26 protein-coding genes and 1 pseudogene are annotated in these 24,811 nt (G+C 71.1%); 4 read left to right on the top strand and 23 right to left on the bottom strand.

Annotation, left to right across the window (positions count from 1 at the left end; all coding sequences use genetic code 11):
• Window positions 1–8: 8 nt before the first annotated feature.
• The 3 genes from OG738_RS26050 to OG738_RS26040 form a co-directional block, all read right to left on the bottom strand.
• The gene (locus tag OG738_RS26050; RefSeq protein WP_329044786.1) at window positions 9–1,634 is read right to left on the bottom strand and encodes a penicillin-binding transpeptidase domain-containing protein; all 1,626 of its coding nucleotides are present in this window, start codon (window positions 1,632–1,634) and stop codon (window positions 9–11) included.
• A gap of 85 nt (window positions 1,635–1,719) precedes the next feature.
• Window positions 1,720–4,896 (bottom strand): isoleucine--tRNA ligase, encoded by a 3,177-nt coding sequence (ileS, locus tag OG738_RS26045; RefSeq protein WP_329044785.1) that lies wholly within the window; start codon window positions 4,894–4,896, stop codon window positions 1,720–1,722.
• 239 nt (window positions 4,897–5,135) lie between these two features.
• Window positions 5,136–6,467 carry an MFS transporter gene (locus tag OG738_RS26040; RefSeq protein ID WP_329044784.1) on the bottom strand — a complete coding sequence of 444 codons (1,332 nt, stop codon included), beginning with the start codon at window positions 6,465–6,467 and terminating at the stop codon, window positions 5,136–5,138.
• Between the two features lie 64 nt (window positions 6,468–6,531).
• Here OG738_RS26040 and OG738_RS26035 point away from each other — a divergent pair, with 64 nt between their 5' ends.
• On the top strand, window positions 6,532–7,278 hold the full coding sequence (locus OG738_RS26035; RefSeq protein WP_329044783.1) for an ArsR/SmtB family transcription factor: 747 nt from the start codon (window positions 6,532–6,534) through the stop codon (window positions 7,276–7,278).
• A 10-nt stretch (window positions 7,279–7,288) separates the two neighbouring features.
• Here OG738_RS26035 and OG738_RS26030 read toward each other — a convergent pair whose 3' ends face one another.
• The 11 genes from OG738_RS26030 to OG738_RS25980 form a co-directional block, all read right to left on the bottom strand.
• Window positions 7,289–7,909 (bottom strand): hypothetical protein, encoded by a 621-nt coding sequence (locus tag OG738_RS26030; protein ID WP_329044781.1) that lies wholly within the window; start codon window positions 7,907–7,909, stop codon window positions 7,289–7,291.
• A gap of 124 nt (window positions 7,910–8,033) precedes the next feature.
• The gene (wag31, locus tag OG738_RS26025) at window positions 8,034–8,879 is read right to left on the bottom strand and encodes a DivIVA-like cell division protein Wag31 (RefSeq protein WP_329044779.1); all 846 of its coding nucleotides are present in this window, start codon (window positions 8,877–8,879) and stop codon (window positions 8,034–8,036) included.
• Between the two features lie 52 nt (window positions 8,880–8,931).
• On the bottom strand, window positions 8,932–9,207 hold the full coding sequence (locus tag OG738_RS26020; protein ID WP_072477845.1) for a YggT family protein: 276 nt from the start codon (window positions 9,205–9,207) through the stop codon (window positions 8,932–8,934).
• Window positions 9,208–9,322: 115 nt separating this feature from the next.
• Window positions 9,323–9,919 carry a cell division protein SepF gene (locus OG738_RS26015; protein WP_329044777.1) on the bottom strand — a complete coding sequence of 199 codons (597 nt, stop codon included), beginning with the start codon at window positions 9,917–9,919 and terminating at the stop codon, window positions 9,323–9,325.
• 97 nt (window positions 9,920–10,016) lie between these two features.
• On the bottom strand, window positions 10,017–10,751 hold the full coding sequence (locus tag OG738_RS26010) for a YggS family pyridoxal phosphate-dependent enzyme (RefSeq protein WP_329044775.1): 735 nt from the start codon (window positions 10,749–10,751) through the stop codon (window positions 10,017–10,019).
• Between the two features lie 48 nt (window positions 10,752–10,799).
• Entirely contained in the window at window positions 10,800–11,504 is a 705-nt protein-coding gene (pgeF, locus tag OG738_RS26005; RefSeq protein WP_329044774.1) for a peptidoglycan editing factor PgeF, read from the bottom strand.
• A gap of 73 nt (window positions 11,505–11,577) precedes the next feature.
• Window positions 11,578–12,882, bottom strand: coding sequence for a cell division protein FtsZ (ftsZ, locus tag OG738_RS26000; RefSeq protein WP_329044773.1), 1,305 nt, complete (start codon window positions 12,880–12,882; stop codon window positions 11,578–11,580).
• Between the two features lie 243 nt (window positions 12,883–13,125).
• Window positions 13,126–13,896 (bottom strand): anti-sigma factor, encoded by a 771-nt coding sequence (locus OG738_RS25995; protein ID WP_442875809.1) that lies wholly within the window; start codon window positions 13,894–13,896, stop codon window positions 13,126–13,128.
• Window positions 13,893–14,498, bottom strand: a complete 606-nt coding sequence (sigK, locus tag OG738_RS25990) for an ECF RNA polymerase sigma factor SigK (RefSeq protein ID WP_329044771.1) — start codon at window positions 14,496–14,498, stop codon at window positions 13,893–13,895. The genes OG738_RS25995 and sigK overlap by 4 nt, the downstream gene beginning before the upstream one ends.
• Window positions 14,491–15,225 carry a DUF1365 domain-containing protein gene (locus OG738_RS25985; RefSeq protein WP_329044770.1) on the bottom strand — a complete coding sequence of 245 codons (735 nt, stop codon included), beginning with the start codon at window positions 15,223–15,225 and terminating at the stop codon, window positions 14,491–14,493. Before OG738_RS25985 ends, sigK begins: the two co-directional genes overlap by 8 nt.
• The gene (locus OG738_RS25980; RefSeq protein WP_329044768.1) at window positions 15,219–16,487 is read right to left on the bottom strand and encodes an NAD(P)/FAD-dependent oxidoreductase; all 1,269 of its coding nucleotides are present in this window, start codon (window positions 16,485–16,487) and stop codon (window positions 15,219–15,221) included. The genes OG738_RS25985 and OG738_RS25980 overlap by 7 nt, the downstream gene beginning before the upstream one ends.
• 82 nt (window positions 16,488–16,569) lie before the next feature.
• Here OG738_RS25980 and OG738_RS25975 point away from each other — a divergent pair, with 82 nt between their 5' ends.
• Window positions 16,570–17,835 carry a cyclopropane-fatty-acyl-phospholipid synthase family protein gene (locus OG738_RS25975; protein ID WP_329044765.1) on the top strand — a complete coding sequence of 422 codons (1,266 nt, stop codon included), beginning with the start codon at window positions 16,570–16,572 and terminating at the stop codon, window positions 17,833–17,835.
• On the top strand, window positions 17,835–18,605 hold the full coding sequence (locus OG738_RS25970; protein ID WP_329044763.1) for a DUF1295 domain-containing protein: 771 nt from the start codon (window positions 17,835–17,837) through the stop codon (window positions 18,603–18,605). Before OG738_RS25975 ends, OG738_RS25970 begins: the two co-directional genes overlap by 1 nt.
• Here the strand turns inward: OG738_RS25970 and OG738_RS25965 are convergent.
• The 7 genes and pseudogenes from OG738_RS25965 to OG738_RS25935 all read right to left on the bottom strand — a co-directional run bounded on the left by OG738_RS25965 (window position 18,592) and on the right by OG738_RS25935 (window position 21,776).
• Entirely contained in the window at window positions 18,592–19,098 is a 507-nt protein-coding gene (locus OG738_RS25965; protein WP_329044762.1) for a DinB family protein, read from the bottom strand. The two genes, OG738_RS25970 and OG738_RS25965, sit on opposite strands and share 14 nt — an antisense overlap.
• Window positions 19,099–19,253: 155 nt before the next feature.
• A complete protein-coding gene (locus OG738_RS25960) occupies window positions 19,254–19,592 on the bottom strand; it encodes a hypothetical protein (protein ID WP_329044760.1) in 339 nt (112 codons plus the stop codon).
• Window positions 19,593–19,699: 107 nt separating this feature from the next.
• Window positions 19,700–19,930, bottom strand: coding sequence for a hypothetical protein (locus OG738_RS25955; RefSeq protein WP_329057070.1), 231 nt, complete (start codon window positions 19,928–19,930; stop codon window positions 19,700–19,702).
• 61 nt (window positions 19,931–19,991) lie between these two features.
• A pseudogene (locus tag OG738_RS25950) lies at window positions 19,992–20,483 on the bottom strand (Scr1 family TA system antitoxin-like transcriptional regulator); the annotation flags it as partial.
• Complete coding sequence (locus OG738_RS25945) at window positions 20,470–20,985, bottom strand: DUF6879 family protein (protein ID WP_329044758.1); 516 nt, start codon at window positions 20,983–20,985, stop codon at window positions 20,470–20,472. The pseudogene OG738_RS25950 and the gene OG738_RS25945, both read right to left, overlap by 14 nt.
• Complete coding sequence (locus OG738_RS25940; protein ID WP_329044757.1) at window positions 20,969–21,163, bottom strand: hypothetical protein; 195 nt, start codon at window positions 21,161–21,163, stop codon at window positions 20,969–20,971. Before OG738_RS25940 ends, OG738_RS25945 begins: the two co-directional genes overlap by 17 nt.
• A 76-nt stretch (window positions 21,164–21,239) precedes the next feature.
• Window positions 21,240–21,776, bottom strand: a complete 537-nt coding sequence (locus tag OG738_RS25935) for a CGNR zinc finger domain-containing protein (protein ID WP_329044754.1) — start codon at window positions 21,774–21,776, stop codon at window positions 21,240–21,242.
• Window positions 21,777–21,856: 80 nt separating this feature from the next.
• Between OG738_RS25935 and OG738_RS25930 the strand changes: the two genes are divergently transcribed.
• Window positions 21,857–23,026 (top strand): MFS transporter, encoded by a 1,170-nt coding sequence (locus tag OG738_RS25930; protein ID WP_329044752.1) that lies wholly within the window; start codon window positions 21,857–21,859, stop codon window positions 23,024–23,026.
• On the opposite strand, the gene OG738_RS25925 is transcribed toward OG738_RS25930, so the two are convergent.
• Window positions 23,023–23,847, bottom strand: a complete 825-nt coding sequence (locus tag OG738_RS25925) for an NAD(P)H-binding protein (protein ID WP_329044750.1) — start codon at window positions 23,845–23,847, stop codon at window positions 23,023–23,025. The two genes, OG738_RS25930 and OG738_RS25925, sit on opposite strands and share 4 nt — an antisense overlap.
• A gap of 77 nt (window positions 23,848–23,924) precedes the next feature.
• A complete protein-coding gene (locus tag OG738_RS25920; RefSeq protein ID WP_329044747.1) occupies window positions 23,925–24,809 on the bottom strand; it encodes a cell division protein FtsQ/DivIB in 885 nt (294 codons plus the stop codon).
• Between the last annotated feature and the right edge of the window lie 2 nt (window positions 24,810–24,811).

Genomic DNA, 24,811 nt, shown 5'->3' with positions numbered 1-24,811 from the left:
CCGCTGGGTCAGAGGGCCTTCAGGAACTTGGCGGCGAGGGCGACCGCGGGGCCCGAGTCGTTCGAGTTCTCCAGGACCACCGCGAACGCGACGTTGCCGCGGTAACCGACGAACCAGCCCGTGGCGTTCGAACCGTCGCCGAACTGGGCCGTGCCCGTCTTGCCGAACACCGCGCCCGCGCCTGCCGCGGCGCGGCCCGTTCCGCTGGTCACCACCGCGCGCATCATCGTCCGCACCTGGCCGAGCACCGCCGCGGGCGGCGGCGAGTAGCCCTTCACCACCTGCGTATCCAGTTCGTGCCACAGCCGCGGCGTGATCGCCTTGCCGGACGCGACCGTCGCGGCCACCAGCGCGCCGCCGAGGCAGCTGGCCTGGATGCGGCCCTGGCCGAACCCGTCTTCGACCTGCTCGTCCTTGCTCGCCGCGGGCTCGACCTTGCCCAGCTCGGTGTTGATCCCCGGGATCTCGTAGTCGGCGTTGAGGCCCAGCTCGTTCGCGGCCTTCACCAGCCCGTCGGCCGGGAGGTCCAGCGCGAGCTGGCCGAACGTCGTGTTGCAGGACCGCGCGAACGCCGTCTGCAGGTTCGTCGCGCCCAGCTCGAAGCCTTCGTTCCGGACCGTCCGCGTGCCGATCGTCGCGACGCCGGGGCAGTCGACCGGCGAGCCCGCGGTCAGGCCGCTCTGCTGGATCGCGGCGACCGACGTCGCGATCTTGAACGACGAACCGGGCTCGTACAGCCCGTTGAGCGCCTTGGGCGTGGTCCCCGCGGCCGCGTTCTGCGCCACGGCCAGGATGTCGCCCGACCCGGCGTCGAGCGCGACCATCATGGCCGAGCCCTTGAAGCTGTTCACCGCGGCCTGCGCGGAGTTCTGCGCGGCCAGGCTCAGGCTCGACACCAGAGCCGGCGCGCCTTCGGCCGACGCCTTCCCGAACAGCGTCTCCAGGCTCTTCCCACTGGTGTCGACGCGCTCGACGGCGAAGCCGCCCCCGGACGCGGCGGTGACCTGCCCGGTGAGCGCCGAACGCAGCAGCGGCGCCGGATCGCCGTCCACCGCGCGCAGGCCACCGGATCCGCTGATCAGCAGCGGCTTGCCGTCGCGGTCGGCCACCGCCGTCGTGTCCTGCACGGCCGTGCTGATCACCAGCCGCTGCCCCGCCTCCAGCTTCGGGTGCAGCAGCGACGGCGCCCAGTGCACGAGCCACTTCCCGCCGGCCTGGGTCAGCTGGAACGTGACGTCGTAGGTCCAGACCTTGCCCGGCTTCAGCGTCCACGCGAAGCTGAACGTCCCGCCGGTCTGCGTCGCCCCGGCCGGGGTCGGCTGCAGGACGGTCAGCTTGGCCGTCAGCGAAGAGGGGTTCAGCGTGTTCCGCGCGTCCCGCAGGGCCACCGCGGCCGCCGGGGCGGCGTCGGTCAGCCGGCTCGCCGCGTCGGTGTTGTTCTCGGACAGGTCCTGCAGGTACTCGGTGATCGCCGAATGCGGGTCGATCGCGCCCGGGCTCTCGACGCTCGTCGCCCCGGCTTCGGCTTCCGGCGTCGATCCGCCGCCGTTCAGCACGAAGAACGCCGCCACCACGACCGCGACGACGAGCAGCGCGCCGCCGATCAGGACGCCGCGTCTCTTGGCAGGACTCATTTGCGCGATCCCCTCCCCCAAGGAAGCCGCCCCCGAACCGTCGGGGTGGCCAGTCGGGTTCTCACCCTACCGGCCACCCCGGCGATCAGGCCTTCGCGACCGCGACCGTGACCTTCGTGCCGTCGCCGACCGTGCCCGCGGACCCGTCGGCCACCGGGGCGTGGGTCACCGACGTCGCCAGCGTCTCCGACGCCAGGAACTTCTCGTGCGTCCGAGCCGCCTCGACGATCTCGGCAGGTGCGTCCACGGTCAGCGAGATCCGGTCGGCGACATCGAGCCCGGCGTCGCGACGCGCCTGCTGCACGACCCGGACCAGGTCGCGGACCAGGCCTTCGGCCGCCAGCTCGGGAGTCACCTCGGTGTCGATGAGGACCAGCCCGGACCCGCCGGGCAGCTCCGCCGCCGCGCCGCCGCCCTTCGCGACGAGCCGCCGCTCGAACTCGCCTTCGTGCAACGCGATCCCGGCCGCGACCACGGCGCCGCCCTGGAACGACCAGTCGCCCGCCTTGACGGCCTTGATCACGGTCTGGACGTCCTTGCCCAGCCGCGGGCCGGCCGCGCGGGCGTTCACCGCGACCTCGAACCCGCCGTGCGCGGCGACGTCGGTGGTCAGCTCGACCGCCTTGACGTTCACCTCGTCGCGCAGGATGTCGGCGAAGGGCGCCAGCGACTCGGCGTCCTCGGCCGCCACGACCAGCGACGACAGCGGCAGCCGCACGCGCAGCTTGTTCGCCTTGCGCAGCGAAAGCGCCGACGACGCCACCTGCCGCACCCGGTCCATCGCGGTGACCAGCGCCGCGTCCGCGGGCAGGTCGTTCGCGTTCGGCCAGTCGGTCAGGTGCACCGAACGGCCGCCGGTGAGGCCGCGCCAGACGACCTCGGCGGTCAGCGGCAGCAGCGGCGCCGCCACCCGCGACGTCACCTCCAGCACGGTGTGCAGCGTGTCGATCGCGTCCTGGTCACCGGCCCAGAACCGGTCCCGGGAGCGGCGGACGTACCAGTTCGTGAGGACCTCGAGGAAGTCCCGCACGGTCTGGCACGCGCCCGCGACGTCGTAGTGGTCCATCGCGTACTCGACGTCGGTGACCAGCTCGTGCGTCTTCGCCAGGACGTACCGGTCCAGTACGTTCGGCGAATCCGTGCGCCACTGGCCTTCGACGCCCTCGGCGTTCGCGTACAGCGCGAGGAAGTAGTACGAGTTCCACAGCGGCAGCACGGCCTGGCGGACGGCGTCGCGGATGCCCTTGTCGGTGACGACCAGGTTGCCGCCGCGCAGGATCGGACTCGCCATCAGGTACCAGCGCATGGCGTCGGAGCCGTCGCGCTCGAAGACCTCGTTGACGTCCGGGTAGTTGCGCAGCGACTTGGACATCTTCGCGCCATCGGAGCCCAGCACGATGCCGTGCGAGACGCAGGTGCGGAACGCCGGCCGGTCGAACAGCGCCGTCGCGAGCACGTGCAGCAGGTAGAACCAGCCGCGCGTCTGCCCGATGTACTCGACGATGAAGTCGCTCGGGTAGTGGTGCTCGAACCAGTCGGCGTTCTCGAACGGGTAGTGCACCTGGGCATACGGCATCGAGCCCGAGTCGAACCAGACGTCGAGGACGTCCGGGACGCGGCGCATGGTCGAGTTCCCGGTCGGGTCGTCCGGGTTCGGCCGGGTCAGCTCGTCGATGTAGGGCCGGTGCAGGTTGTCCAGCCGCACGCCGAAGTCCGCCTCCAGCTCGTCGAGCGAGCCGTAGACGTCGGTGCGCGGGTACGCCGGGTCGTCCGACTGCCACACCGGGATCGGTGTGCCGAAGTAGCGGTTGCGCGAGACCGACCAGTCCCGCGCGTTCTCCAGCCACTTGCCGAACTGGCCGTCCTTGACGTTCTCCGGGTACCAGGTGATCTGCTGGTTCAGCTCGACCATCCGGTCCTTGAACTGCGTCACCGCGACGAACCACGACGACACCGCGCGGTAGATCAACGGGTTGCGGCAGCGCCAGCAGTGCGGGTACGGGTGGTCGTAGGTCTCGTGGCGCAGCAGCAGCGCGCCCTGCTCGGCTGCGGAACCCGTGCCGTTCTTCAGGTCGCGGATGATGTTCGGGTTGGCGTCGAACACCTGCTGGCCGGTGTAGTCCGGCACGGTCGAGTCGAACTTGCCCTGCGCGTCGACCGGCGTCACCGGGGTGATGCCGGCCGCGTCGGTGACGACCTTGTCCTCTTCACCGTAGGCGGGCGCGATGTGCACGACCCCGGTGCCGTCTTCGGTCGTGACGTAGTCCGCGGCCAGCACCCGGTGCGCGTTCTCCGTGCCCACGAAGTACGGGAACGGTGGCGCGTAACGGGTTCCGAGCAGCTGCGTGCCGGTGTAGTGCGCGACGACCGTCGGCTCTTCGCCGAGTTCGCGCGCGTACGCGGCGACGCGCGCTTCGGCGAGCAGGAACCGCTTGCCGGGGAAGTTCTCGCTCTCGACGACGACGTACCGGACTTCGGGGTGCACGGCGGTGGCGAGGTTCGACGGCAGCGTCCACGGCGTCGTCGTCCAGATCAGCAGGTAGGTGCCGTCAAGTTCGGCACTGTCGTTGTCGTTGCCCTGCAACCGGAAGCCGACGGTGACGGCCGGGTCCTGCCGGTTCTGGTAGACGTCGTCGTCCATCCGCAGCTCGTGGTTGGACAGCGGCGTCTCGTCGCGCCAGCAGTAGGGCAGGACGCGGTAGCCCTCGTAGACGAGTCCCTTGTCCCACAGGCGCTTGAACGCCCAGAGCACCGACTCCATGTAGGTGACGTCGAGCGTCTTGTAGTCGTTGTCGAAGTCGACCCAGCGGGCCTGGCGGGTGACGTACTCGCGCCACTCGCTCGTGTAGCGCAGGACGGACTCGCGCGAAGCCTCGTTGAACTTCGCGATGCCCATCTCTTCGATCTCGGCCTTCTCCGTGATCCCGAGCTGGCGCATGGCTTCCAGCTCGGCGGGCAGGCCGTGGGTGTCCCAGCCGAAGCGGCGCTCGACTTTGCGGCCCTTCATCGTCTGGTAGCGCGGCACCAGGTCCTTGACGTACCCGGTGAGGAGGTGGCCGTAGTGCGGCAGGCCGTTGGCGAACGGCGGGCCGTCGTAGAAGACGTACTCGTTGTCGCCGTGCTCGCCCGCGGGACGCGCGTCGATGCTCGCCTGGAACGTCCGGTCCGTCTCCCAGTAGGCGAGGACCTGCTTCTCCAGCGCGGGGAAGGACGGCTGCGACGGAACGCCCGCGCTGTCGTCGAAGTGGGCCTGGGGGTACATCCCGGTGCTCCTCGGTTCGTCGCTCTCGTACGGACGACCGGCTCCCGGTCACCCACACGGGGACGAAACGCCTGGCGGCGCACCGCGGTACCACCCCGCTTGCCCGGCGGTGACGCTGCCGGGCCGCTCGTTCGACGGCTGTCACGGGCCGCACCCGTCCGGTTCTACTGAGAGCGTGGCGCTCGGTTCTTCCGGAGGCTCCCCGGTGATGGCCGGATCGACGCCTTGCTGGTACCAGGTTAACCGGCCCGCGCAACCCGGTTGTCACGAGGGGCACGTACCCCGGTCAGCGTCACGCCGATCGCCACCAGCCACAACGCCGCCGCGATCAGCCCGGCCCCGTGCAGGCCCGTGACGAACCCGCCGCCCGGCTCGCCGGCGACCGCGCCGAGCACCGCGACGCCGAGGGCGCCGCCGGCCTGGCGGGCGGTGTTGTTGATGCCGCTGGCGACGCCGGCGCGCTCGGGCGGGATGCCGCCGACCGCGGCCGTCACCACCGCCGTCGTCAGCAGGCCCATCCCGACGCCGAGCCCGAGCAGCGTCGGCAGGAGGTCCGCGTAACCGCTGTTTTCGGTGAGCCGCACCAGGTTCAGCATGCCGAGCGCGCCCAGGGCGAGTCCGGAGACCATCAGCGGGCGCGGCCCGAACCGGCCGGTCAGCCGCCCCGCGATCGGCGCCAGCACCGAGAGCGGTCCGAACAGCGGCAGCACCTCGAGCCCGGCTCGCAACGGCGACGCGTGGCGCACGCCCTGAAGGTAGAGCGTCAGCACGAGCATCGCGCCGATGCCGACGAAGTTCATCGCCACGGCGACGAAGTTCGCGCCCGCCGTCCGCCGTGCGACGTCCAACGGCAGCATCGGGTCGGCGGACCGGCGCTCGACGGCCAGGAAGGCGGCCAGCGCAACGACCGCCACCACCGCGGCCACCACGTTCCCGCCGATGACCGCGTAGACGCCGGCGCCGAGGGCAGGCGCGGCGGTCGCCACCCCGGCGACGTCGACCCGCCGGCCGGGCGCGCGGTCGCCGCGCGGTACGAGCCGCCGGGTCGCAACGGCGGCCGCTAGCACGATCGGGACGTTGAGCCAGAACACCGGCCGCCAGCCCGCCGCGGACACGACGGCGCCGCCGAGCACCGGGCCCGCCGCCAGCGCCAGCGCGGACACCCCGGCCCAGCTGCCGAGGGCCCGCGCGCGCTCCGCGTGTCCCGGGTAGGCGTTGGTGATCACGGCGAGCGTGCCGGGCAGCAGCAACGCGGCACCCAGGCCCTGCCCGGCTCGGGCGGCGACGAGCCACGGTGCCGCCCCGGCGAGCCCACACGCGGCCGACGCCGCGCCGAACACGACGAAGCCCGCGAGGACGACCCGGCGGTGGCCGAAGACGTCGCCGAGCGCGCCGCCGGTGAGCAGCAGCGCGGCCAGGACGACGGAGTAGCCGTCCACCACCCACTGCAGTGCCGCGAGGCCGCCGTGCAGGTCCGCGCCGATGGCGGGCAGGGCGACGTTGACGACCGTGACGTCCAGCTGCACGAGGAACATCCCGGCGCACATGGTGACGAGGAGTGCGGAACGCATGTCCCCAGTGGACCGCGCGGACGCTTCCGTCGCGGTGGAAGTGTGCCGGGCGCATCCTGGAGGTATGGAAGGCGACGCCGACATCGCCCGCACCGCGGCGCTGTTCGCGGACCCGGCGCGGGTCCGCGTGCTGCTCGCGCTCGCCGACGGCCGGGCGCTGGCGGCGTCCGTGCTGGCGGCCGAAGCCCGGCTGTCCGCGCAGGGTGTCAGCGCGCACCTGGCGAAGCTGCGGGCGGCGGGCCTGGTCGTCGCCGAGAAATCGGGACGGCACCGGTTCTACCGGCTGGCCGGCCCGGACACCGCCGAGCTGCTGGAAACGCTGGCGCGGTTCTCGCCGGCGCAGCCGGTGTCCTCGCTGCGCGAGGGCACACGCGCGGAGGCGTTGCGCACGGCCCGGACGTGCTACGACCACCTGGCGGGCCGGCTCGGGGTCGCGGTGACGTCGGCGCTGCTCGAGCGGGGTGCGCTGGCCGGGGCGTCCGACACGCGACGGCGGCCGGGCGACCGGATTTCGGCTCCGCTGCGCGAACACCCGTACACGCTGGGTCCGGCGGCGCCTTCGGTGTTCGCCTCGCTGGGCGTGGACCTGGACGCGGCGGCGGCCGGACGCCGTCCGCTGCTGAAGTTCTGCCTGGACTGGAGCGAGCAGCGCCACCACCTGGCGGGCGCACTGGGCGCGGCCGTCGCGGCCCGGTTCGTGGACGCGGGCTGGGTCCAGCGGCGCGCGCGGGCTCACCGCGCGCTGAAGCTGACGCCGGCGGGGGTGCGGGCGCTGGCCACCCACCTGGGTTTGGCGGACCTCGCCGCTTGACGGCGGGTCGTCAGCGGTGGGCGGCCACCAGGATCGCGTCCGGGGTGCAGCGGTCACACGGGGTGAAGCCGAGCTGACGGGCCTCGCCGACGCCGATCGGGATCGTGTCGCGCGTGCCGAGCCAGACGCACGTCGTCAAGTGGTAGCGCGGGTGTTCGTCGACGACCACGACCTCGTCTTCGAGGTCGGCCAGGACGGCGATGTCGGCCGGCGTGGTCTCTTCCTCACCCGGGTCGGTCTCGGGGTCGGGCTTCGTTTCGGCCGGGGCCGCGGCCGCGACGGGTTCCGCCGCCATCGGCTCGTCGGGCTCGGGCGTGTCGGCCGGATCACCCAGATCACCGGCCGCCGGGATGAGGACGGTCTGCTCCTCTTCGGCCGGTTTTTCTTCCGCCGGTTTTTCTTCCGCCGGGGACTCCTCGGAGACGGGCTCTTCGGCGGCGGGCTCTTCGGGTGCCGGCTCGGCGGGTGCCGTGGCGCGCCGCCGGCGGCGCAGCCAGTCGGCGACCAGGATCAGCCCGGCCAGCACCGAGAGGCCGATGGAAACCCACGCCCACAGCGAAGAAGCCGTGATCAACGCGGTGACGAGCAACCCCAGAGCCGCCAGTACCAGTACCAGCACGATGTAAAGCACGCTGAATTACAGCACGAACGGGGCAAGATCGTCCGTCGACCCGCCCACGTGCGGTACCGGATCGACTCCGAACCGTGGCCCGCCCCGCCGGCTGGTGCCGGCGAGGCAGGGCCCGGAACGAAACTCAGCCCGCTTCGGCCCGCGGGCCGAACGAGTAGCCCTGGCCGCCGCTCGAGGAACCGGACGACTGCCCGGAGTTCGAGGACGCCGACGCGGGGGCCGCGGAGCCCCGGTCGTCGAGCTCGCGCAGCTGGGACTCGAGGAACCCGCGCAACCTCGTGCGGTACTCCCGCTCGATCGTGCGCAGCTCTTCGATCTTCTTGCCCAGCCCGCCCTTCTCGGCGTTGAGGCTGTTCATCGTCTCGGTGTACTTGCGCTGCGACTCGCGCTCCAGCGTCGTCGCCTTGTCGCGCGCCTGGCGCTCCAGCGTCTCGGCCCGGGTCCGCGCGTCGTTCAGCATCGTGTCGACGCGGGTGCGCGCCTCGTTGACCATCGAGTCGGACTTCGCCCGGGCGTCCGAGAGCAGCTGCTCGGACTTGGTGCGGGCCTCGGCCAGCATCCCGTCGGACTCGGTCTTCGCCTCGGCGGTCAGCCGGTCGGCCATCTCCTGGGCGAGCCCGAGGACCTTGGCCGCCTGCACGTTCGGCTCCGTGCTGTCGCCGACCATCGAGTGCGCCTGGGTCTGCTCCATGGCGGACTGCGGCGGCGGCACCGGCGCGAGGCGCCGGGACGGCTCTTCCCGCATCGGGGGCGCGGATTTGGCGTTGTCGAGCTCGCCACGAGTCGACTCGAGCTCGGCGTCGAGCTGCTCCATCTGCTGGCGCAGCTCGTTGTTGTCTTCGATCAAGCGCGCCAGCTCGGTCTCCACCAGGTCGAGGAACGCGTCCACCTCGTCCTCGTTGTAGCCCCTCTTGCCGATGGGCGGCTTGCTGAACGCAACGTTATGCACGTCAGCGGGGGTCAACGACATCAGATCACCTCACGCACTCCATGGCCTGCAGGGTCCACCCAAGTTTCCCCGATCAACTTGGAGTCGCCAGTTGCATCGCGAAGAACACAACCAACAGCAGCACCATAATCGACAAGTCCAGTCCGACGCCGCCGATTCGAACCATCGGAATGATTCGCCTGAACAGACGAACCGGCGGGTCCGTCACTGTGTAGATGGTCTCGAGCGTCACCGCAACCCCCCCGGCCGGATGCCACTCACGCGCGAAGGTCCGGACGAGTTCGATCACGATCCGCGCCGTCAGCAGCAGCCAGAAGGCGAACAGCACGTACCAGACGACCAGCCACACAGCTTCCACGTACCTACTCTAACCGGGCGTCCTCGCCGAAGACGCAGTTGAGGGGGTCGACGCGGCATCGGGTCGACAAAATCACGTCTGCTTGCGCTCAGCGGTAAGCGCGACTTCAGCCGCGCAGGAACAATCCGCCCTCGGCAATCCGTCGGCGGTCCTCCGCGGTGACGTCCACATCGGGCGGTGAGAGAAGGAACACCTTGTTGGTGACCTTGTCCATCGACCCGCGGAGCGCGAACGCCAGCCCGGCGGCGAAGTCGACGAGCCGCTTGGCGTCCGCGTTCTCCATCTCGGTGAGGTTCATGATCACCGGGATGCCCTCGCGGTAGTGCTCGCCGATCGCGCGCGCCTCCGCGTAGCTGGTCGGGTGCAGCGTGGTGATCCGGCTCAACGGGTCACGCACCGGCTGCCGCACGACCGGCTCGGTGACCGGTCGCAGGCGGGCCACGGGCTCCGGCTGACGATCCATCGCGAGCGCGCCGTGGACGGCAGGCTCCAAGCCGGCGACGGAGCGTGACCGGCTGCGGCTGACGGGCTCGTCATAAGTGTCCTCGACCTCGCGGTACCGTGAGCGCGACGACCGCGGAGCCGGCTCCTCGTAGGAGTCGTAGTCGTCGTAGCCGCGCCGATAGTCGTCATCGACTTCGTAACCGTCGTCGTCAGCGGGCACCATCCCGAAGTAGGCCTTCAGCTTCTGCAGCGCGCTCATGCCTCTCCCTAGCCCTAGCCGCTCCCGCACCAACGTTTCTCCACGCCGTCAGTGCCCCGCCCGGGCGACCACTAAACGTGACGACCGCGCGAGCTCCCTACGGCGAGGCTAAACCGCGTCCGCCGAGCAGCGCGGTTCCGACACGCACACACGTCGAGCCGTGCGTGATCGCCTGCTCGAGATCATGGCTCATCCCGGCGGAGACGTCTGCGGCATTCGGGTGATCTTCGCGGAGCCGCTCACCCGCGCGGGCGAGGCGTTCGAAGGCGGCCGCCGGATCGGCGCCGAGCGGCGCGACGGCCATCAGGCCGCGAAGCCGCAGTTCCCCCGTGTGAGTGACATGCTCGGCGAGCGCGGCGAGCTCGCCCAGCGGGCAGCCGCCGCGTTCCGGGTCGTCGTCGAGGCTGGCCTGGATCAGCACGTCGAGGGGTTCGTCACGGATCTGGGCGTCGCGAGCCGCACGCACCGCCTTCGCGAGCGCATCCGCCAGCCGGGCCGAGTCCAGGGACTGCACTTCCTGTGCCCACTCGACCACCGACCGTGCCTTGTTCCGCTGCAATCGGCCGACCAGGTGCCAGTGCGGCGCCGCGTCCGGCCGCAGCCCGGCGACTTCGGCGGCCTTCGGCCCGGCCTCCTGGTCGCGGTTCTCCCCCAGGTGGACGACCCCGAGGTCGGTCAGCAACGCGGCGTCCGAGGCGGGGAACGTCTTGGTGACCGCGACCAGCTTGACCTCGTCCCGCGCCCGCCCGGCCGCGCGGCACGCGGCGGCGATCCGCGCCTCGACCTCGGCGAGGTTCGCGGCCAGCTCGGCCTTGCGGTCGACGGTGTTCATGCCGCCTCCACGTTCATGCCGCCTCCACGGAGAAGAGCGCGTCGGCGGTCATGCCTCGATCCAGGTGATCCCGGCGATCCGCCCGGTGGTCCCGTCGCGGCGGTAGCTGAAGAGCGTCTTGTCCTCGTTCGTGCACCGCGGGTCGACGCCGATCTTGCCGACGCCCAGGTCCGCGAGCTGCCGCCACAGCCCCGCGCGCAGGTCCAGCCCGGGGGTGCCCTGGCGGGTCTTGCAGGCGCTGCCGGGCACGTGCTTTTCGACGTCGGCGGCCATGGCGGCCGGGACCTCGTAGCAGTCGCCGCAGATCGCCGGGCCGAGCAGCGCCTCGATGCGGCCCACCTCGGCGCCGGCTGCCCGCATGGCCTCGACCGCCGCCGGGACGACGCCGACGCGCGCGCCGACGCGCCCGGCGTGCACCGCCGAGACCACCCCGGCCTCGGCGTCGGCCAGCAGGAGCGGGACGCAGTCGGCGACCAGCACGACGAGCGCGACACCCGGCGTCGCGGTCACGAGCGCGTCGGTCGCCTCGGCCGCGCGGGTCTCGGAGCCGTCCACAGTGGTCGCCGTCCGGCCGTGGACCTGCTCCATCCAGGCCAGCTTGTCCTCGGCCAGGCCCAGCTCGGCCGCGAGGCGCTTGCGGTTGGCGTAGACGTTCCCCTCGTCGTCGCCGACGTGGTCGCCCAGGTTGAACGTGTCGTACGGCGGCCGCGACGCGCCGCCCGCCCTGGTCGTGACCACTCGCCGAACCCGCACGAATCCTCCTGACGTCACTGAAGGCCACCACCCGCCGACTCTAGTCAGCGGGCGATGGCCTTCGGCGGTGTGTCTAGCGCCGCATGAACGGCGGCACGTCGACCTCGTCGTCCGACGGGTCGTCGTGCACCGGCATCGCGCGGCCGGGCAGGCTGCCCTGGGTCGCGTTCGAGCCGATCGGCGAGTAGCCGCGCGACCCGCCGCCCGGCTGCGGGAGCCCACCCGAAGACTGGTTCCCCGTGGCCGACGGCAGCGGCGAGTGCGACCGCGGCGGCGCGACCGGGTAGCCGGAGCTGCCCGACGACGGCACCGGGGTGGCCCCCGACGACGTCGGCGGGTGCGAGACCTGGCCGGCCGAGGCCGACGCGGTGGTCCCGCCCGAGCGCGAGCCGGAGCCGAACGTCGACGGGTCGAGCTTCTTGTGCGTCGGCGCGCCCGCGTCGAACCCGGCCGCGATCACCGTGACGCGGACCTCGTCGCCGAGCGAGTCGTCGATGATCGTGCCGAAGATGATGTTGGCGTCCGGGTGCGCGGACTCCTGCACCAGTGAGGCGGCCTCGTTGATCTCGAACAGGCCCAGATCCGAACCACCCGCGATCGAAAGCAGTGCGCCGTGCGCACCATCCATGGAGGCTTCGAGGAGCGGCGAGTTGATCGCCTTCTCCGCGGCCTGGATGGCCCTGCCTTCACCGCGTGCGCTCCCTATCCCCATCAGGGCGGAGCCCGCGCCGGACATGACGCTCTTGACGTCGGCGAAGTCCAGGTTGATCAGGCCCGGCGTGGTGATCAGGTCGGTGATGCCCTGGACACCGGACAGCAGCACCTCGTCCGCGGAGCGGAACGCGTCCATCAGCGAGACGCCGATGTCGCCGAGCTGCAGCAGCCGGTCGTTCGGGATCACGATGAGGGTGTCGCACTCGTTGCGCAGCGACTGGATGCCGTCCTCGGCCTGCTTGCCGCGGCGCTTGCCCTCGAAGGTGAACGGGCGGGTCACGACGCCGATGGTCAGCGCGCCCAGCTTGCGGGCGATCTGCGCCACGACCGGGGCGCCACCGGTGCCGGTGCCACCGCCTTCGCCAGCCGTCACGAACACCATGTCGGCGCCCTTGATGACCTCTTCGATCTCTTCACGGTGGTCTTCGGCGGCCTTCTGGCCGACCTCGGGGGCGGCGCCCGCGCCGAGGCCCCGGGTGAGTTCGCGGCCGATGTCGAGCTTGACGTCGGCGTCGGACATGAGCAGTGCCTGGGCGTCGGTGTTCACCGCGATGAACTCGACACCCTTGAGGCCGACCTCGATCATGCGGTTCACGGCGTTCACGCCGCCACCGCCGATGCCGACCACCTTGATCACCGCAAGGTAGTTGTGCGGGGGCGTCATCGAAGTCCGCCTTCCTGATCGTTGTGCCCGTACAGCCCGCCGGTGGGTGATCAACTCTCAACCTCAACCCCAGATTGAGAGTTATGTCAACCGCCGACGTTAGGCAGGACGGTAGGCACCAGGCAGGCTCTAATCCAGTAGGCACGCCGTGTGTCGCAAAGGTGTTTTGCCACAACACGTTCGAGCGCGCAAGAGCGAGGAGCCGCGAGCACCGCTCCGGCCCGGTCTGCTATGGCGCGGCGATCAGGCCGGTACGGGCATGCTCATGAGCACGTCGGTGGGCGTCCCGCTGGGCGATCCACCGGCCGGTTCGACGCTCACCGCGAGCTTGTCGGCGTTCCCGGCGCCGTCGGCCACGACCAGGCCGCCGTCGGCCGCCGAGGCGATCACCCCGGCCGGGCGCGGCGCGTCCCCGCCGGTGAGCAGCCAGGCCTCGTACACCTTCCCGCCGGGCTGGGCCGGCAGCCCGGCGTCCATCACCAGCACGCGGTTCAGCGACTTCGACAGGACGACCGTCACGCCACCGCCGCCGGGCGCCTCGCCGTGGGCGGTCTTCGCGTCCGGCGCGGCGAGCAGCGCCGCCACCGGCGCGTAGCGGTCCTTCGCCTGGTCCAGCTGGGTCTGCGCGCTCTGCAGCTCCCGCTGCTGGGTCAGCGCGATCCCGCCGAACACGCCGCCCGCGGCGAGCCCGACGACGGCGGCCGCGGCCGCCACGACGACCGCCCAGCGCGGGGCGCGCGCCGAACGGCGGTGCCGGTCGGGCGAGCCGGGCCGGGTCCGCGGCGGCAGCTGGCGGGTGGCGTGCATGGCGGCCAGGACGCGGTCCTTGAACTCCGGCGGCGGCTCCTCGGCCATCGCCGCGCCGAGCCGCGCCGCGGTCGCGCGCAGCTCGGCGACCTCCTGCGCGCAGGACTCGCACTGCTCGAGGTGGCGGGCGAACTCCGCGCGCTCGACGTCGGAGACGGCGTCGAGGGCGAAGGCGCCGGCGAGGGTGTGCATCTCGGGCGTGCTCACGCGGTCACCCCCAGGCAGTCCCGCAGGCGGATCAGCCCGTCCCGCAGCCGCGTCTTGATGGTTCCCTGCGGCGTCGACAGCACTTCGGCCACCTCGCGATACGTATAGCCCTGGTAGTAGGCGAGCAGCACGGATTCGCGCTGCAGCTCGGTCAGGAAGGACAGGCACCGGCGCACCTGGGAGCGTTCGAGGCGCGCGGTGACGGACTCGGCGACCTCGTCGAACGGCCGGCCGCGGGCGGCTTCGAAGGTCGCCTTCTGCTCCCGCTCGGTGCTGGCGCGCGCCGAGCGGACGCGGTCGACCGCACGGCGGTGCGCCAGGGTCATCGCCCAGTTCAGCGCCGAGCCCTTGTCCGGCGCGTACCGCGTCGCGGTGCGCCAGAGCTCGACGAGCACCTCCTGGGCGACCTCTTCGGACTGGGCCGTGTCCCGCACGATCCGCCGCACCAGCCCGAAGATCGGCCCGGCGAGCTGGTCGTAGAGCAGCTCGAACGCCCGCTCGTCGCCCTTCGCGACGCGCACCATGAGCTCCTCGGCCGTCGGCCCGGCCGGGACTTCGGCGGGTACCGGCGCCATGCGGCGCGGGCGAGCCGGCTCATCCATGCAGCTGTCCTCCGGCGTTCTGCGGGGTGCGCGGCACGACCGCGGCCTTCCGCAGCCACAACGCGACGCCGTGGCGGCGGATCAGCGCGGACACCCGCTGCGGGAGCAGCGGCCGGGCCAGCACGAGCCGGGCCAGCCACCGCGGGTTCACCGGGCGGCGAACCCCTCGCAGCGTAGCGACCAGCGGCGTCGAGTTCCCGCGGCGCAACGCGACGGTGAGGTCGAGCAACGCTTCCGGGTGGGGCAGCCGCATCCGGTACTCGCCGTCCATCTCCTGGAACGGCGAGACGTAGAACTCCTTGGCCGCGCGGGCCAGACCGGCTTCGTCGGGACGCAGCAGGTAGGCGTGCCGGCCGCCGTAGGTGTTGTGCACCTCGGCGACGACGCACGCGAGCCGGCCTTCCGGGTCGTGGCACCAGTAGATGCTGATCGGGTTGAACACGTACCCGAGCACGCGCGCGGCGGCCAGCATGACGACCTTGCCGCCCCGCAGGTCGACGTCGCGCTCGGCGAGCCACGCGTCCAGCTTCTCCCGGATCCCGCGCGGGTCGCTCGCGACGAAGTGGTCGCGGCGGTCGAACCGCGCGAACGGCCGCAGCCACCACGGCAGCCGCGGCGGCGCGTCGAGGTCCACCAGCCACAGGTACACGCGGTGCGCGAAGGAGTGCGGCGGATCGATCCGCCGCACGTGCGCGACCGTGGCGTCGTAGAGCGCGTTCGTCACCAATCCACTCCGAAGCTTTCGGCGGCGCGGGCGCCCGAAGAGCAGCCGTCCTCGTGGAAGCCCCAGCCGTGGTACGCGCCGGCGTAGGCGAGCACGCCGTCGTTCAGCTCGGGCAGCCTTGGTTGCGCCGCAACGGATTCCGGGGTGTAGACGGGGTGCTCGTAGCGCATCCGCGCGACGAGCTGCGCCTTTTCGGGACCGTCGCCCGGGTTGAGCGTGACGACGTAGCCGGTCGGCTCGTCGAGGCTCATCAGGCGGTTCATGTCGTAGCTGACCTGGACCGCGCCGGTCGGCGCGCCGCAGACCGGGGCGCGGTAGTTCCAGCCCGCGCGGGCGTCGGCCAGCGACGGCAGCACGCTCGTGTCGGTGTGCAGCCAGGCCTCGTTCTCCGAGTAGCGGAACGCGCCGAGCACCGCGCGCTCGGCGCGTGTCGGGTTCGCCAGCAGGGCCAGCGCCTGGTCGGCGTGCGTGGCGACGACGACCCGGTCGACCCGGTGCGGCGTGTCGGCGTCGTCGCGGACCTCGACGCCCCGCGCGGTCCGCAGCACCGAGCGCACCGGCGTCGACAGGTGCACTGCCGTCAGCTGCTTGGCCGCGCGTTCGACGTATTCGCGGGACCCGCCGACGACGGTCCGCCACGCCGGCGAGTTCTTCACCGAGAGCATGCCGTGGTTGCGGAGGAACTCGAACAGGTACCGCGCCGGGTAGCGGAGGGTGTCGCTGCGGTCGGCCGACCAGACCGTCGAGACCAGGGGCAGCATGAAGTGGTCGGTGAAGTAGCGGCTGTAGCCGCCGATGACCAGGAACGCGCCGAGCGTGACGTCGCCGGCGTCCTTCGCCGTCAGCAACCGCTTCGCGTGCCGGTGGAACTTCTTCACCTCGGCCAGCATCCGCAGGTAGCGGGGCCGCGCGAGGTTGCCGCGCTGGGCGAAGAGCCCGGGCAGTCCCTTGGCGCCGGCGTACTGCAGGCCGCAGCCGTCGCACCGGATGCTCATCGACATCTCCGTGTCGCGCGTGCGCACGCCGAGTTCGCCGAACAGCCGCAGCAGCGTCGGGTAGGTGCGCTCGTTGTGGACGATGAAGCCGGAGTCGACGCCGACGGTCCCGCCGTGCGCGCTCGGGACGTCGTGCGTGTGCGCGTGCCCGCCCAGGCGATCGTCCGCCTCGAAGAGCAGCACCTCGTACTGGCGTTGCAGCAGGTAGGCCGCCGTCAGCCCGGCCACCCCGCTGCCGATGACGGCGATGCGTTCTCCCGTGATCTCCACACCGGTACTTCGCCGCCGCACCGGGAGCGGATTGGCCGGCCGCGGCACCAATCCACCGCGCGGGGCGGAGCGAATCCCGGACATGCCGAACAGCACCGCGCACCGCCTCGCCTCGTTCGCCGGGAAGCTCCTCGGCGGGCAGCTCCCCGTCGGCCTGCGGACCTGGGACGGAACCCGCGCCGGCCCAGTGGACGCGCCCACGGTGGTGCTCCGCAACCGCCGTGCCCTGCGCCGCCTGCTCTACGCGCCGGGCGAGCTGGGGCTCGCCCGCGCCTACGTGACCGGTGACCTCGACGTCGAGGGAGACCTGACGGACGGCTTCCGCCGGATCTGGGCCCTCACCCGCACGGGGGACCTGACTCGGGTGAAGATCGGCCCGCGCGAGTGGGTGGAGGCCGTCCGCCTCGCCGCCCGGCTCGGGGTGGTCGGACCGCCGCCGAAGCCGCCGGTCGAAGAGGCCCGCCTGTCGGGCAAGCTGCACAGCCTGCTGCGCGACAAGTCCGCCATCGCCCACCACTACGACCTCGGCAACGCCTTCTACCAGCTGCTGCTCGACGACTCGATGGCCTACTCCAGCGCGTACTTCACCTCCGAGTCGCAGAGCCTCGAGCAGGCACAGCACGACAAGCTGGAGCTGATCTGCCGCAAGCTGGGGCTGCGGCCCGGCATGCGGCTGCTCGACGTCGGCTGCGGCTGGGGCTCGCTGCTGGTCCACGCGGCCAAGCACCACGGCGTGCACGCCGTCGGCATCACGCTCTCGGCCGAGCAGCTGCAGCACATCCGCGGCCGGCTCGCCCAGCACGACCTCGAAGACCGCGTCGAAGTCCGGCGGCAGGACTACCGGGAGCTGCCGGACACGCCGTTCGACGCGGTGGCGTCGATCGAGATGGGCGAGCACGTCGGCGAGATCAACTACCCGGCGTACGCGGCGACGCTGCGGCGCATGGTGAAGCCCGGCGGCCGGGTGTTGATCCAACAGATATCCCGCGGGAACGTCGCCCCCGGCGGCGGCGCGTTCATCGAGCGGTACATCGCCCCGGACATGACGATGCGCCCGGTGGGCCGGACGGTCGAGCACCTCGAAAACGCCGGTCTCGAAGTCCGGGACGTGCACGCGATGCGCGAGCACTACGTCTGGACGGTGCGCGCCTGGGCCGACACCCTGGAGCGGAACTGGGCCGACGTCGTCGCGCTGATCGGCGAGCCGGGCGCGCGGGTCTGGCGGCTCTACCTGGCCGGTGGGGCACTGGCGTTCGAGGAGAACCGGATGGGCGTGGACCAGATCCTGAGCGTGCGGCCCGACGAGCACGGTCGCAGCGGCCTGCCGGCGACGCGGGAGTGGAACTGATGACCCTCGGCGGAACGCTGCTGGTCACCGCCGGCGTCACGGTGGTGGCGGTCGTGGTGACCTTCGGGATCGCGCGGGCGCGCAAGCGCTACGACACGGTCGACACGTTCTGGGGGCTCGGCTTCGCGATCGTCGCGCTCGCCGCGTTCCCCTTCGGCGACGGCCCCCTTTCCCTGCGGCTGGTGGTGACAGCGCTGACCGTGGTGTGGGGCGGACGGCTTTCCCTGCACCTCCACCTGCGCAACCACAAGCTGCCGGAGGACCCGCGGTACGCGCGGATGCGGCAGGAGCCGCTCCGGATCTTCGTCCGCGTGTACCTGTTCCAGGGTCTGGTGCTGTACTTCGTCTCGCTGCCGGTGCAGTTCGCGATGTACGGCACCGGGTTCGGCGTGCTCGGCTGGCTCGGCGTGGTGGTGTGGCTGATAGGGTTCGCGTTCGAGACGGTCGGCGACGACCAGCTGCGCCGGTTCAAGGCCGATCCCTCGAACAAGGGCAAGGTCCTCGACACGGGGTTGTGGCGCTACACGCGCCACCCGAACTACTTCGGCGACGCGTGCGTGTGGTGGGGCCTCTACCTGCTGGCCTGCTCGACGTGGCCGGGCGCGGCGACCATCCTCTCCCCCGTCGCGATGACCTTCACGCTGGCCCGCGGGACGGGGAAACCCATGCTGGAGAAGGGAATGGCTCGCACCCGCCCGGCATACGCCCACTACGTCGAGCGGACCAGCGGCTTCTTCCCGTTGCCGCCCAAGAAGGTCAGTCCCCGGTGACACCGTCGGTCAGCTCGCGCAGGACGTCGAGGTGGCCGACGTGCCGGGCCGTCTCCTCGATCATGTGCGTGACGACCCAGCGGACGTTGAACGTCTCCTCCTTGTGCGTGACTTCGTCGTCCAGGCCGTGCTTCGCGACGATTTCGCGGCTGCGGGCGCAGTGCTTTTCGTAGTCCGCCAGGAGGGTTTCGAGCTTGGTGTCCGCCGGGACCCGGAACTCCGCATCCGGGTCCTGCTCGAGCTTCGCCTCCCAGGTGTCCTCTTCGCCGTCGACGACCACGGCGAACCAGAACCACTCGTTGAGCGTGAGGTGGGCGATCAGCCCGGCGACGGTGGTCAGCTCGCTGGGCAGGTGGACTCGCCGGGCCTGGTCCTCGGTGAGCCCGCCGCCCTTCCAGGCGACCGTCGCGCGGTGGTAGTCGAGCAGGCTGGTGAGGATCTCGCGCTCGCTGCCGGTGAGCGGGACCTTCGGGCGCTGCGGTCGTTCGGTCATGGCCGGGACTCTGCCAGAGGGGTCCGACAGTTCTGACGGCGAAGGCGATGTGCCTGGTGTCGAAGGCGCTGGCGGGGACGACGATCACCCTGGACGCGGCGCTCAGCTGAGCTCGGATTCAAGCGCGGCCCCCTCGGATTCGCCGAGGGGGCCGTTCACCGGGCGAACTTCGCCAGGTGTTCCGTCACCCAGGCGCGGCCGAACTCCGCCAAGGCGGTGCCGGACCAGCATCCGGCGATGCGCACGTCGGTCCACAGGGTCATCTTCGGTCCGGCGAGCGTTCCATGGCTGACGTGGACCTGCGAGGCACCTTCGGCCCAGCAGAACACGAAGTGCGCGTACATGTACATCCACAGCCGACGGCCTGATGCGTCCGTGGTTTCCACCGGTCCTTCCGTCGGATACGGGGCGCGGTAGAAGGTCTGCGTTCTGGCACCGAAGTGGAAATCGTCGGGGACGAGACCAGGGCGCAACAACGGGTCGGTCTTCGACAATGGTGATCGTGCCGGTGCCATCGCAGCCCTTCACTTGCAGTTGCCACAGGTGCGAGTGAGGTTTTCCATAGCGCCACCGTAGAATTGCGCTCCGGCAATGGCGAGTACTATTCGCCTTCGCGCAAGAACTCGCGCGCGATCATCCGCAGCAACTGGGTGGCGGCTTCGCCGCGCACAGCTCGGTTCTTGAAGAATTCGAAGAGTTCGAGGTGGTAAGCGACATCGCGAGGGTCGCGGAGCACGACCTCTCCGGAGAAGAGTTCCACGGTGACCAGGCGCTCGTCGTAGACGACGAACACGTTCATCGGCACGTCGGGGATGACCGTGTCCTTGCGCAAGACTGCCAGCCCGCCAGGTGACTGCGCTCTCGGTCAGCACGAAAGAGAACTGGCGGGACGAATCCAGCAGCAATTGCCGGCGGACCGACCGGCCTTCGATGATCCGGTCGATGTCACCGGCGGGTTCGCCGGCCACCGTCGGAGCGAGAACGACACGAGCGTAATCGGAGGTCTGCAGAAGCCCGGTCGGGACGCTCGGCAGGAAATGACGCATGATCCTGGAGTCCCGTTCCATGGCTCGCAGGTCGTTCTGCTTCTGCCAAAAACCGAGCCTGGCGGAGGTCCGGCGCGACGCGTACCCGACGGCGGCCAATCGCGCCAAGGCGAGCACCGGCTCCGCCTCGGCCCGGCTGATCTCGAGCGCCCGGAGGATGCGCTCCACATCAACCACGGTCGGAAGGGTCTTCCCCGTTTCGGTCCGGCTGATCTTCGCCTGGCTCATGGCACATCGGAGGGCCAGCCTCTCCCCGGAGAGCCCGGCCGCTGTGCGCAATTCGCGGAGTACTGAGGCGAGGGACTTGCGCTTGTCCTGCTCCTGATCAGGGTCCAGCATGCCACTCGTCGAACGGAACCCCCAGTTGCACGGCGAGATCACGCCAGCGCAGGTACTTCGCGAGATCCGGCTTGTCGACCAGTTGACGGCCGCACTGGGTGCCGTCGGACTCGTAGTCGAGGTGAACCACGACACGTTCATCGAACAGCCAGAAGTCCTGATCGGGGAGACCGGTGTCCTCGTCATCGACGTCGATGATCCGGTAGTCTTCGCCCGCTTTGACGTTATCGGGAATGCCCTCGGCGAGGAGATACCGGTTGTAGTCGGTCAGGGGCCGTCGAATGACCTTCGCCCGCTGAATCGTTTTGCCCGCTGCGACGTACCCGCGAACTCGCTCGTGCCATTCATGGTTGTCGTCAGGCCGGGCGGGCAGACCCGCGAGGAACCGTTCGAAGTCCTCGCGCTCGTCCGGCATGGTGTAGACCTGGTGCGTCTCCAGCCGGAAGGCCGACTTCGAGAAACCGCGGAAGATCTCGCGCCACCGGTCAAGATCCAAGAGCATGCAGCGCCTCCCTGACCAGGCCGATCGACACCTCGACCACCTGTTCCCCGGGTCCCACGGCAGGCCGATCGTCCGCACCTACGATAGCGCCGACGATGAAAAGTGACCCGCGGTCGGTGAGGTGGACAGCCGGGCAATCATCGCTTTTGCAGTCACCGGCGATCTTCATGAGCTTCATGGCGATCACGGTAGCCAGCACGCTGGGTGCGATCAAGGTCACTCAGCGTTCAGTCGCGTGTTCGCATAACCCTGCGTCAGGAGACCGAAACCTTGGCTCGATAAGTCGACTTCTTCGCCTGGTTCCCGCAGATCTCCATCGAGCACCACCGCCGCGTGCCCGGCCTCGACGTGTCCAGGAACAGCGCGCCGCACCGCTCGCCCGCGCAGCGGCGTACTCGTCCCGACTCCGGGGACGTCACCAGCTCCAGCGCGTCCCTCGCCAACAGTGCCAGCATCGCCTCCGCGGGATCCGCCGCCTGCCAGCGAAGTTCGCCCGCGGTCGTCAGCGAGGGTGCGGGCACCGGCAGCGCCGCGAACCGGTTCAACCGCCGGCGCACCGGCTCCCGCACTTCACCGGTGAGCAGCTCGTAAATCGCCTCCCGCAGCACCTGCGCGTCCGCCGCCGAAGCCGGGTGAACCGGGGCCGCGAACGGGCCCAGCTGGTCGATCCACGCTCCCCACGCCGCCGCGTCGGGCAGCTCCTCCCGCTCCTCCGGTGTCCCGCGGTAGCGCAGCGTCCGGACGAAGTCGAGGCACAGCCTGCCCGCGCCTGCGCGGAATCGGTCCGTCATACGGGTCACAGTACTCGGGAACCGGTTTGACTGGTACCGTCGGAACCGATCAAACCGGTTCCACGACGCTGGGGGCACGCATGACCGAGACCGAGCAGAAAGCGCCGCCCGGGTGGCTGGTGCTGCTGCTGGCCGTCTCCTGTGGACTGACCGTCGCCAACCTCTACTACGCCCAGCCGCTGCTCGCCGAGCTGCGGCACACCTTCGGAGTCGGCGAAGCCGCCGCCGGCGGGGTCGTCACCGCCACCCAGATCGGCTACGCCGCTGGGATGCTGCTGCTCGTCCCGCTCGGTGACCGCCTCGAGAACCGCGGCCTCGTCGCGACGCTGCTCGCGGTCGCGTGCGCCGGCCTCGTCGTCACCGGGGTCGCGCCCGGGTTCGCCGTGCTGCTCATCGCCTCGCTCGTCGTCGGGGCGGCGTCGGTCGTCGTGCAGATCCTCGTCCCGTTCGCCGCCGACATCTCCCCCGACGCCATCCGCGGCCGGATCGTCGGGCGCGTCGTGAGCGGGCTGCTGTTCGGCATCCTGCTCTCCCGCGTCGTCGCCAGCCTGCTGGCCGAGGTGACCGGCTGGCGCGTGGTGTTCCTGATCTCGGCGGCCCTGATGGCCGCGCTCGCCGTCGTGCTGCGGTTCATCCTGCCGCGCCGGGCACCCAAGACCGACGTCCACTATGGACAGTTGCTGCGCTCGACGCTGGCCATGGCGAAGAAGCACCCCGCGCTGCGTCACCGCGCGCTGTACCAGTCGGCGATGTTCGGGGCGTTCAGCGCGTTCTGGACGACGATCGCGTTCGTGCTCACCGCGCCGCCGTTCAATTACAGCCAGCTCGGCGTCGGCCTGTTCGCGCTGGCCGGAGCGGCGGGCGCCGCGGTGGCGCCGCTGGCCGGGCGGTGGTCGGATCACGGCCACGGCCGGCGGCTCACCGCGGGCGCGTTCGTCCTCTGCGCGGCGGCCTTCGCGCTCGCCGGCTTCGGCGCGCACAGCGTCATCATGCTGGCGATCGCCGCGATCGCGATCGACTCGGCCGTCCAGGCGACGCTGGTGACCGGTCAGCACGTGATCTACCAGCTCGACCCGTCGGCCCGTGCCCGGGTCAACAGCGTCTACCTGGGCACGTTCTTCATCGGCGGCGCGATCGGCTCCCAGGCGGGCTCGATCGCCTACCACCTGGGCGGCTGGACGGCGGTCGTCGTGTTCGCCGGCGTGCTCCCGCTGCTCGGCCTGGCCGGGATGACGCGCACCGAGGTCTAGGCGAAGACGTCCCGGCGCGCGGCCACCCACGAAGCGTACGTCGTGCCCGGACGGCCCAGCAGCTCCTCGACGACGCCGGTCGGCACCTGCGGGTGCCGCAGCGTCTCCTCGAAGCCGTCCAGCAGCCAGTCGACGACCGGCTCCGGGACGCCGTAGCCGACCCACTGGGCGCGCTGCTCCGCCCGGGTCAGCTCGCGGAACCGGATCTCCTTACCCAGCACGGATTCCAGTGTCGCGACCTGCCCGCGCAGGCTGATCGCCTCCGGTCCACTGAGGACATAGGTCTGGCCGACGTGGCCTTCGGTGGTCAGCACGCGGGCGGCCACCGCGGCGATGTCGCCGAGGTCGATCGGGGTCTGCGTCGCATCGCCGTAGGCCACCGTGACCTCTCCCGCGCGGACCATGCCCGCCCAGTCGAGCGTGTTGTTCATGAACACGCCGGGCCGCAGGAACGTCCACGCGAAGCCGGCTTCCCGCACGGCGGCCTCGACGGCGCCGTACTCGTTGCCGCTGGACCCCTCGTGATCGTCGCCGACACTGCTGCCCGACAACGCGACGACGCGCTTGATCCCCGCGTCGATCGCCCGCTCGCAGAACCGCCGGACGGTCCGCGCCATCGGCGCCAGGTACACGGCGTCGACCCCCTCGAGCGGCAGCGTCGACGGCCGGGCCAGCGACCCGACGACCACCTCGGCCTCCGCGGGCAGTGCGGCCCGCGCGGGATCCACGGTCAGCGCCCGCACCGAGACTCCCGCCGCCAGCAGTTCGTCGACCACCAGCCGTCCCACGCTGCCGGTCGCGCCCGTCACCAGGATCGTCATGACACCCTCCTCGTTCTCGTATGCCGTACGAGATCGTACGCCATACGAGAAGCCGAGGGCACGCGAATTACAGAAAGTCAGGAAGTGATGGTCGGCAGCTCGGGCGCCGCGACGTCGTAGACCTTGCCGTCCTGGGTGAGCAGGGCCGCCAGGACCTTGGCCTTGCGGTCGGTCTGCTCCGCCGTTCCCCAGCGGACGATCTTCCCGCTCGACAGCGTGAACTCGACGCTCGCCGGGGTCTTCGCCGTGGCCGTCGTGACCTGCTTCAGCAGCTGCTCCGGGATCACCCCGAGCACCGCCGTCACCGCGCGCGTCACCGGGTCGTCCGCCGACACCTTCGGCAGCTTGAGTTCCGGCAACCCCGCAGGCCGCGCAGGCACCGTCTTGAACACCACGCCGCCGCCGTCGACGAGGTGGACGCCGTCGCCGCCCGGGCCGCTGTCGAAGAACGCGATCGCCGTCCGCTCGGTCACCGTGATCTCGACCGTGTTCGGCCACGACCGCGAGACCTCGACCGTCGCGATGCCCGGCATCGCGGCCACCCGGTCGCGGATGTCGTCGGTGCTCAGCCGCAGCATTGGCTTGTCCAGCGGCACCGCCGCCACCGCGCGGATCTGGTCGGCGGACACCGTGCGCGAGCCGCTGACCGAGACGTCCTTCGCCCCGAGCATCGAGCTGAAGAACAGCAGGTACACCAAGGCGATCACGGTCAGCACCGAGAGCAGCGCCACCCACCGGCGGCGGATCTCGACCCGCCGGTGGGGCCGGGTGCGCGGCGTGGGGCGCGTGGCCGCGCGGGTGCGGCGGCGTTCTTCTTCCGACCGCCGCCCCCGGCGTTCCCGCGCCAGGGCAGCGCGCTCCCGTTCGTCCTCTTCGGACGGACGGCGGCGTTCCCGCGCCAGGGCAGCGCGCTCCCGTTCGTCCTCTTCGGACGGACGGCGGCGTTCCCTGGTCGGACTCATCG

It is taken from the genome of Amycolatopsis sp. NBC_01488 (genome assembly GCF_036227105.1).
GTDB lineage: Bacteria > Actinomycetota > Actinomycetes > Mycobacteriales > Pseudonocardiaceae > Amycolatopsis.
Note: the sequence above shows the minus strand (reverse complement) of the source record. Positions and strands in the feature narration are given on the sequence as shown.

Bases quoted from the DNA above. Each gene is read 5' to 3' on its own strand.
- wag31 (WP_329044779.1), bottom strand. From the start codon at position 8,879: ATGTCGTTGACCCCCGCTGACGTGCATAACGTTGCGTTCAGCAAGCCG.
- OG738_RS25945 (WP_329044758.1), bottom strand. From the start codon at position 20,985: ATGCTCTTGGATCTTGACCGGTGGCGCGAGATCTTCCGCGGTTTCTCG.
- OG738_RS26050 (WP_329044786.1), bottom strand. From the start codon at position 1,634: ATGAGTCCTGCCAAGAGACGCGGCGTCCTGATCGGCGGCGCGCTGCTC.
- sigK (WP_329044771.1), bottom strand. From the start codon at position 14,498: ATGGATGAGCCGGCTCGCCCGCGCCGCATGGCGCCGGTACCCGCCGAA.
- OG738_RS25930 (WP_329044752.1), top strand. From the start codon at position 21,857: ATGACCGAGACCGAGCAGAAAGCGCCGCCCGGGTGGCTGGTGCTGCTG.
- OG738_RS26015 (WP_329044777.1), bottom strand. From the start codon at position 9,919: ATGAGCGCGCTGCAGAAGCTGAAGGCCTACTTCGGGATGGTGCCCGCT.
- OG738_RS26035 (WP_329044783.1), top strand. From the start codon at position 6,532: ATGGAAGGCGACGCCGACATCGCCCGCACCGCGGCGCTGTTCGCGGAC.
- OG738_RS25920 (WP_329044747.1), bottom strand. From the start codon at position 24,809: ATGAGTCCGACCAGGGAACGCCGCCGTCCGTCCGAAGAGGACGAACGG.
- OG738_RS25925 (WP_329044750.1), bottom strand. From the start codon at position 23,847: ATGACGATCCTGGTGACGGGCGCGACCGGCAGCGTGGGACGGCTGGTG.
- OG738_RS25935 (WP_329044754.1), bottom strand. From the start codon at position 21,776: ATGACGGACCGATTCCGCGCAGGCGCGGGCAGGCTGTGCCTCGACTTC.
- ftsZ (WP_329044773.1), bottom strand. From the start codon at position 12,882: ATGACGCCCCCGCACAACTACCTTGCGGTGATCAAGGTGGTCGGCATC.
- OG738_RS25975 (WP_329044765.1), top strand. From the start codon at position 16,570: ATGCCGAACAGCACCGCGCACCGCCTCGCCTCGTTCGCCGGGAAGCTC.
- OG738_RS25965 (WP_329044762.1), bottom strand. From the start codon at position 19,098: ATGACCGAACGACCGCAGCGCCCGAAGGTCCCGCTCACCGGCAGCGAG.
- ileS (WP_329044785.1), bottom strand. From the start codon at position 4,896: ATGTACCCCCAGGCCCACTTCGACGACAGCGCGGGCGTTCCGTCGCAG.
- OG738_RS26010 (WP_329044775.1), bottom strand. From the start codon at position 10,751: ATGAACACCGTCGACCGCAAGGCCGAGCTGGCCGCGAACCTCGCCGAG.
- OG738_RS25970 (WP_329044763.1), top strand. From the start codon at position 17,835: ATGACCCTCGGCGGAACGCTGCTGGTCACCGCCGGCGTCACGGTGGTG.
- OG738_RS26040 (WP_329044784.1), bottom strand. From the start codon at position 6,467: ATGCGTTCCGCACTCCTCGTCACCATGTGCGCCGGGATGTTCCTCGTG.
- OG738_RS25940 (WP_329044757.1), bottom strand. From the start codon at position 21,163: ATGAAGCTCATGAAGATCGCCGGTGACTGCAAAAGCGATGATTGCCCG.